At 40.8% G+C, this 6640-nt stretch carries 4 protein-coding genes and 4 pseudogenes; 4 read left to right on the top strand and 4 right to left on the bottom strand.

What is annotated here, in order from left to right; all coding sequences use genetic code 11:
- Nucleotides 1-419: 419 nt before the first annotated feature.
- Nucleotides 420-590 carry a hypothetical protein gene (locus MJO46_RS10665; RefSeq protein ID WP_253989299.1) on the top strand — a complete coding sequence of 57 codons (171 nt, stop codon included), beginning with the start codon at nucleotides 420-422 and terminating at the stop codon, nucleotides 588-590.
- A gap of 66 nt (nucleotides 591-656) precedes the next feature.
- Here MJO46_RS10665 and MJO46_RS10660 read toward each other — a convergent pair.
- Nucleotides 657-1847: pseudogene (locus MJO46_RS10660) on the bottom strand (IS256 family transposase).
- Nucleotides 1848-2035: 188 nt separating this feature from the next.
- On the opposite strand from MJO46_RS10660, the pseudogene MJO46_RS10655 reads away from it, so the two are divergent.
- The 3 genes and pseudogenes from MJO46_RS10655 to MJO46_RS10645 form a co-directional block, all read left to right on the top strand.
- Nucleotides 2036-2273 (top strand): annotated as a pseudogene (locus MJO46_RS10655) (transposase); the annotation flags it as partial.
- Nucleotides 2274-2332: 59 nt separating this feature from the next.
- Nucleotides 2333-2473 (top strand): annotated as a pseudogene (locus MJO46_RS10650) (ATP-binding protein); the annotation flags it as partial.
- 94 nt (nucleotides 2474-2567) lie between these two features.
- Nucleotides 2568-3719, top strand: coding sequence for a hypothetical protein (locus MJO46_RS10645; protein ID WP_253989298.1), 1152 nt, complete (start codon nucleotides 2568-2570; stop codon nucleotides 3717-3719).
- On the opposite strand, the gene MJO46_RS10640 is transcribed toward MJO46_RS10645, so the two are convergent.
- The 3 genes and pseudogenes from MJO46_RS10640 to MJO46_RS10630 all read right to left on the bottom strand — a co-directional run.
- The gene (locus tag MJO46_RS10640) at nucleotides 3662-5269 is read right to left on the bottom strand and encodes a TnsD family transposase (protein ID WP_253989297.1); all 1608 of its coding nucleotides are present in this window, start codon (nucleotides 5267-5269) and stop codon (nucleotides 3662-3664) included. The genes MJO46_RS10645 and MJO46_RS10640 overlap by 58 nt on opposite strands.
- 101 nt (nucleotides 5270-5370) lie before the next feature.
- Nucleotides 5371-5766, bottom strand: coding sequence for a hypothetical protein (locus MJO46_RS10635; RefSeq protein ID WP_253989296.1), 396 nt, complete (start codon nucleotides 5764-5766; stop codon nucleotides 5371-5373).
- Nucleotides 5763-6512: pseudogene (locus MJO46_RS10630) on the bottom strand (IS3 family transposase); the annotation flags it as partial. The pseudogene MJO46_RS10630 and the gene MJO46_RS10635, both read right to left, overlap by 4 nt.
- Nucleotides 6513-6640: the final 128 nt, after the last annotated feature.

The raw sequence follows: 6640 nt of genomic DNA, 5'->3' as shown, positions 1-6640 counted from the left end.
CACTGGATACGACCCAAGGTGCCTTTAGCCCCAAGATTTGTTGATATAAAGCAGCTTCACTCATCACTGAAATTTAAGAGGAATTTGGCTAGAACTATACCTATTCCACCATGTTCAGAGAAGAGCCCCTTAGAAGGGAATGACTACCCAAACTACGCATTAAGCTAATTTTCATTAACCAGATTGAATGTATGTTTAACGATACAGATAACCAATTGATATTAAGCCATATTTAATAGATCGCGAGAGCGTTTGCCCATGTTAACTACAGAAGTAAGGCTCAGGACTACGCACAAGGCTCAAAGAGAATGTTCCCCCTAAAAGCTAAATCGTCAATCAAAACCATTTTTAACGTGTAATTCCTAGACGAAACTACTAATCTTACTGTTACCAATAGATGCTTTTAAGTAGGAAGCGATATGAGTGCAGAATATGACAAGCTAGCAGAAGAAAAAAAGAGAAGGCAATTGGCCTATGCGGAACATGTGTTGAGTGGTTCTAAGCCTTTATTTTATGTTCAAAAATCAAAATCCAAAAGCCCTAGGAGAAGTAAAAATATTTTAATAATGCCTAACTTTAAAATAGACTAAATTTGAGAAACGCGGATAAGTTATATGATCCCGTGAGGCTGTTAATAATTCTGTGTCAGGTTAATTTCACAGATCGATATGGTTTTCTAAGCGCCCCTCAAAATGGATTGAGAGCTGTGATAGCGTCAAATTCCAGTTTTGGATGGGGTGGGTCCAGCGCTCAGAGGCCTTCAATATACCCGCGTAAAGCAGCTTGAGTAAACTGTTCTCGTTAGCAAAACTGCCCTTCGTTTTGGTTAACTTCCTGAATTGTCGATGTACCGCTTCAACTGCATTGGTGGTGAAAATGGCAGTCTGGGTATTTGAAATACACCGATAGCAGCGCCCACTTGTTGCGCCATGATTTAATCACCACGGGGTACTTATCGCCCCATTTTGTCTCCAGCTCATCCAGTGCCATCTCGGCCGTATTCAAGGTTGCAGCCTTATAAACGCACTTTAAATCCGCCATAAAGGCCTTTTGATGCTTAGAAGCAACATACTTCATCGAGTTACGAATTTGGTGGATGACACACAGTTGCACTTCCGTCTGCGGGTAAATGGTTTCAATCGCTTCAGGAAAGCCTTTAAGGCCATCAACGCAGGCGATGAGGATGTCTTTCACCCCACGGTTATACAGTCGGTTAGCACGCTTAACCAATGGTGAGCCCCTTCATTATCAGACAGATATAGGCCTAATAGCTCTTTTTTACCTTCGACGTTAAGGGCCAAAATGGTGTAAACCGCCTTGCTAATAAAGCGACCGTTCTCTTTGATTTTATAGTGAATGGCATCGAGCCATATGACGGGATAAAGCGGCTCTAGCTCGCGTTCACACCATGCCTGAAGCTCAGGGAGTAAGTTGTCAGTAATGGCGCACCGTACCGTTGGACACCGACATGCCATACATGTCTTAGATATTCGCAGGAATATCTTGATAGCTGGAGCCTAATGAAAATAAGCAATGATTTTACGCTCCATTTCATCGGCAAGTTGGGTTTGGTGCTTTTTGACTAATTGAGGTTCAAAGGTGCCCGCTCTGTCTCTGGGCGTGTTCAACTCAAAGTTGCCAATGGGGCTTTTAACCGTTTTAGTGGTTTTACCGTTTTTACGATTGGCGCCTTCAGTGCTCGCCAAGTGGCCATCCAACTCTGCGACTAAAGCCGCTTCAGTGAGTTGCTTAATCAAAGGGGTTAAGATGCCATCCTTGCCTGTGAGGTCTTTACCTTCACGTAGTGCTTGAATGGCAGCATTGATATCAAAAGTAGGTGTGGTCATAAATCATCTCTTTTTGGTATAGCTTAAAGAAATGACACAGAAATTTGAACACTACCGATCCCGTACCAGCACGTTTGGACATCTTGATAAGTGAGTAAAATAATTTAACGAGGTTAACCATATCAATACAGAATATAAGTAAAATCCATACCGCTTAATTTAAAGTAGAAACATTAAGGCTCACCGATAATTAAACCAAAATTTACTTAGCAGTAGACAGTGCAGTATTGTCGAATTATTTCTAATTTTCAGAAGGCTAGAAACACGATATTACACACGCTCCCAACCTAGTTAAGCACTTACACTGTGATTGCAGATTAAGGTTATGACAGTGATGCTTTTCGTCAATTTACCGCAGCTAAAGGCGGGACATCAGTTATCCCAAAGCGCCACTATAAAAATACGCCTCAGGAAAAGGTCGATTGGCTGTCCAGCTAGACTTGACAACTCGCTTCATTACCGCCGCCGATGTAATGCTCAAACTAGTAACTGCAGCGTTACTGGATAGGCTGCGCCATCACTCGCATATCATGCTGAGCAGCGGTGAGAGCTATCGACACAGAGGAAAGAAGGTTGCAGAGGCTATCCCTACAGTGTTAGCAACGCTGACTGACGGTAAAAAATAATTATGTGGGAGGGTCAATTTTAAACTGGCGTTGACACCCACAAGATGTACTTCCAGTATATGGCACTATCACTAGGTAATTAATGGTTCGATTCATGAAAAGAAACCGTACTGGACTTGGCCCTGCTTTAGGAGAATCATTACATAGCTTTATTTTCAGAGTGTTAAATAGGATAGGGCATTCTGATTTTTCAACTGTTTTGACCTCCGGAGGGTGGGGAAGCAAACCAAGCATTCCTCTTTCTACCTGTAAGGAATTTGAAGGATTCAGTAGGCATGAACTTCTAAAAGTATTTGAGGAGAGTTATTCATGTGAGCTCATAAACGGTGTACTCGGAAGCCATTTTAGAAATTTTATCCCTAGTGATAAAAATGGGTCTAATGGACGACTTTTATTTCGAGATGTCTTTTGTCCTGAAAAAGAAAAGCACTACGCAGGTCAACCGATGATCGTGAAATATTGCATTAACTGTATATTCCACCAAATTGAAAGAAATGGATTTGCATTTTTCACAGTAACTTGGAGCGAAAATATTTGGTGCGAAATCCACTCCAAACCATTGCAAGGCTTTGGCTGGGGACTACCTTTAAACTGCGTAGTTAAGGCGGTTAAACAAGTCCTTAAAGGAGAAACGCCAAGCCACTCTCGTGAACTTACAGAACATGACGATCGTAATGTCGGCCGACCAAAACTTACACCAATAATCTTAAAATTTGCACCTTGTGCTAAAACAGCTTTGATCAACGACCTGATAGCAAAGGAATATTATCCAAACAATTATATAGAGCTAGTAGACTATGGGTTTCTTACCACGCTGGGGAGGCAGGTTCTGTCTAAATGGCGGTTCAGAGAGTATATGACATCTAACCAAAACTCGGTTATAGAAGAAGCTATTGAACAAAACTATGAAGAGATAATGGAATGTCTTATCAATAAGATGAAGCTTGTTAACGTGAAGTATATTGATGAGATAGTTCAAAGCGATGACCGCTGGCTTTTAAAAAACAAAGACTTAATCTGTGGCAAATGTGCTATTACTCAAAATATCAGTTATGAAGAATGCTCAGCTAGTCAGTTGATATACCTACCAGCTGGACCATGGGCTATAACTAAATTCTCCCAGTCAAAAAACAATATATGTGACAGAAATATGAAAAAGTTAAGTGAAGATCTTCCGTACTACCAAGCTCAAGCTATTGACTCCATTCTTACTCGTTTAGAGTACGAGGCTATTTTTTTATCTTGATATAGGTTCTGATACTTTATTAACGAGTTTGGAAGTTTATGCTTTTTTTTAGTTAACCAACCATGACCTCCAAGCAGCTTATCAAGTTGCGTTCTTGATAACTGATTTTGATGCTTTTCCATAATAGCGCAAATCTTAGGTATTAACATTTGGTCTCGCTGATGCCAATCGACTCTTGGCTTTGCAACCGGTCTGTGAGCTGTAGGAAGATGCTTTTCTAACCATTGTTTTTCATACGCATAAAGCCAAAAAAAAGCCGCATTACATGAAAACTTAATCTGTTGTCGAATAGCCTTTGGTTTACGCTGGATAAATCTGATGATTTGAAACTTGTATCTTCGCCTTTTAGACTCATGTCGGCATTGCTTACGCCATTGAACCAATTCCGGCAATGTAGAAATTTGCTGCTCAACACATCCAACAGATATGCCCACTCGTTTTGCAATGGCGTTGCGATGAAAGCCTTTTCTAGCAAGAAACATAATCTTAAATTTCATATCCTCGGTTATCAGTTTAGGTTTAAGGTTAAAAGGTATATTAAGCCTTAATGCGAGGGCTTTTACATAACAACGGCTTTTACCAATAAGCCGCCCCACACTGGCCATCGATTCACCTTGGTGCAGTAATGCAATACACTTGCTTTCGAGTTGATCTGTTGGAGCTGAGTCATTTAACGTAGATTCATTATGCTCTTCACAAGGCAAATGCTTAGATAGCCAGAATCCCAACAAGAGGTATTTAAATGGATGTTGAGAAACCTTACCTGAAAGCAAATACGAAACATATCTAAAGTCTGTTGATGACTCAGGTAACAGATGTTGTGACTGGTAAGCTAGGTCTTGAGTAAATTGATAGAAATCTTCAACTAATCTTTTCCTACGAAAATGCCCATTTTTAGCGACAAAACCTAATTTATCGAGCTTGGTGATTATGTCTTTCAAATTGAAGCTCTGATTTTTTTTGCTTACACCTTCAAGGTAACTCGCGGTATATTTTGCCAGATCATAACTAAGTAAACTGCTTTGTTTTTGATTTTCCACTTGAGGTAAGAAACCATGGCTCAGCTTTGACCTTTCAACTAGGGGAAGATGAACTAGCCATACTTGATGCTTATAGCAGGACTCGATACCAGGGATTTGATGAGAACGATGCCAATACGATGTACCAAACTCTTGGATATTTTCTATTGCACATTGGGGACAAAACTTAATGGATAAAGACTCTTTTTCTTTTACACTTGTTAACTGACATGCCCTGATGGCATAAGCCGCGTTACTAGACACTAGCCCTGATGAAATAGTTGATTGATAAGATGGCAAGAAATGAATAAACAAGGGCGCAAGCGTCTGCTCACTCATCAGTTCAACTGGTGACTCCTGGCTAAACTTACTGAGTTGTGAAAGTCCAGCAGTCAAATAAGGGTGAATAGTTACCTTGTGATTATCGAATACAGTCGAAAGGTAATTCTCGATAGTCATGCCAGTTAAGGTGAAATGACGGACGAGACGGCTAAACAAGATTTCATTAGGAAAGGCTAGGGGAAGTATCATTCTTCCCCCCTAAATATATTATTAGTTATTCAATGACTAAATTTTAGACGAAATTATGTAGATTACAGTATTTAAGGTTGTGATAATCTTTTCGAAGGCTATTAACACAGGTCATTTAACGGATCATCAAGCATTAATTTTTTTTGCCTCAAAAAGCTAATGGGATCTTCTAGCCCTGCGGCTTGTTGAAATATATCAGGATCTTTTATCCTATCGAGTAAATCAACTGCACCCAGTAACTCAATCAGTTTAGAGGAAAACTCTGGATGCTGTGGTTTTGTGATATCGCCTGTCTTATCAACGGTTAGCACTTTTTGCGTATCAACTATCATACTGCGACGCTGTTTTCCCGTTGGTAACAAAATAGAACTTATTAACTCTTTAACTTCATTGGTTTGTCGTGATAAACCACATGCAATAGCATTACCCGCTTCAAGGGTTGATACTGTGATTCTCTCATCAACACTACCTATAACTAAACGCTGTGTAGTGGTCAACTAAATTTGGCCACAGCTTTAGAATCTTCCCAAAATCGTCGCTCTGATTCATTTGGGCTCAATCCTGCATTGTAATGATGTGGCCTGACTTCACAGTAATAACCAATGATGTAATCGGTCACATCTTGTTTAGCTTCGCTAAAACTCTTATAGCCTTGTGTCGGGATCCATTCCGTTTTTAAACTCCTGAAAAATCGCTCCATTGGCGCATTATCCCAGCAGTTACCGCGACGGCTCATACTCTGGGTGATTTGATATTTCCACAGCCGCTGACGGTATTTCAGGCTGGTATAATGGCAGCCTTGATCTGAATGAAATATCAGGTTTTTAGGCTTCCCACGAGATTCAAAGGCCATGTCTAAGGCCTTCACCGTTAACTCAGTATCCGGTGAAAATGACATCGCCCAGCCAATGGCTTTTCTCGAAAATAAATCCAGCACAACCGCTAAATAGCACCAACGATTACCCGCCCAAATATACGTCACATCGCCACACCAAACGGTGTTTGGTTCGACAGCGGCAAATTGTCGCTTGAGTAAATTAGGGATGGTCACATGCTCATTTTCAGCCTTTTTATAGCGGTGTCTAGGTTGTTGGCAACTCACTAATCCGAGCTTTTTCATTAACCGAGTCGCCCGATAACGACTTAACGTAAAGCCACGTTCAGAGGCGATTGTTGCGATACTTCTCGCCCCTGCAGATTGCTTGCTTTCAGTATGTATCGCCTTGATTTCACATTCTAAAAGTGTAAGCGTCCATTTTAGGACGTCCTATCCCCACTAACGATCGCGCGATAAGCTGTGCACTCACCATAACAGGAGAGTGATATGACAAAGCGCGCTTACCGCAACGCTGCACAATGGCAGCAATTAAT

Source organism: Shewanella sp. KJ2020 (assembly GCF_024197625.1).
Taxonomy (GTDB): Bacteria; Pseudomonadota; Gammaproteobacteria; order Enterobacterales; family Shewanellaceae; genus Shewanella.
This window is presented reverse-complemented; position numbering and strand designations above follow the sequence as displayed.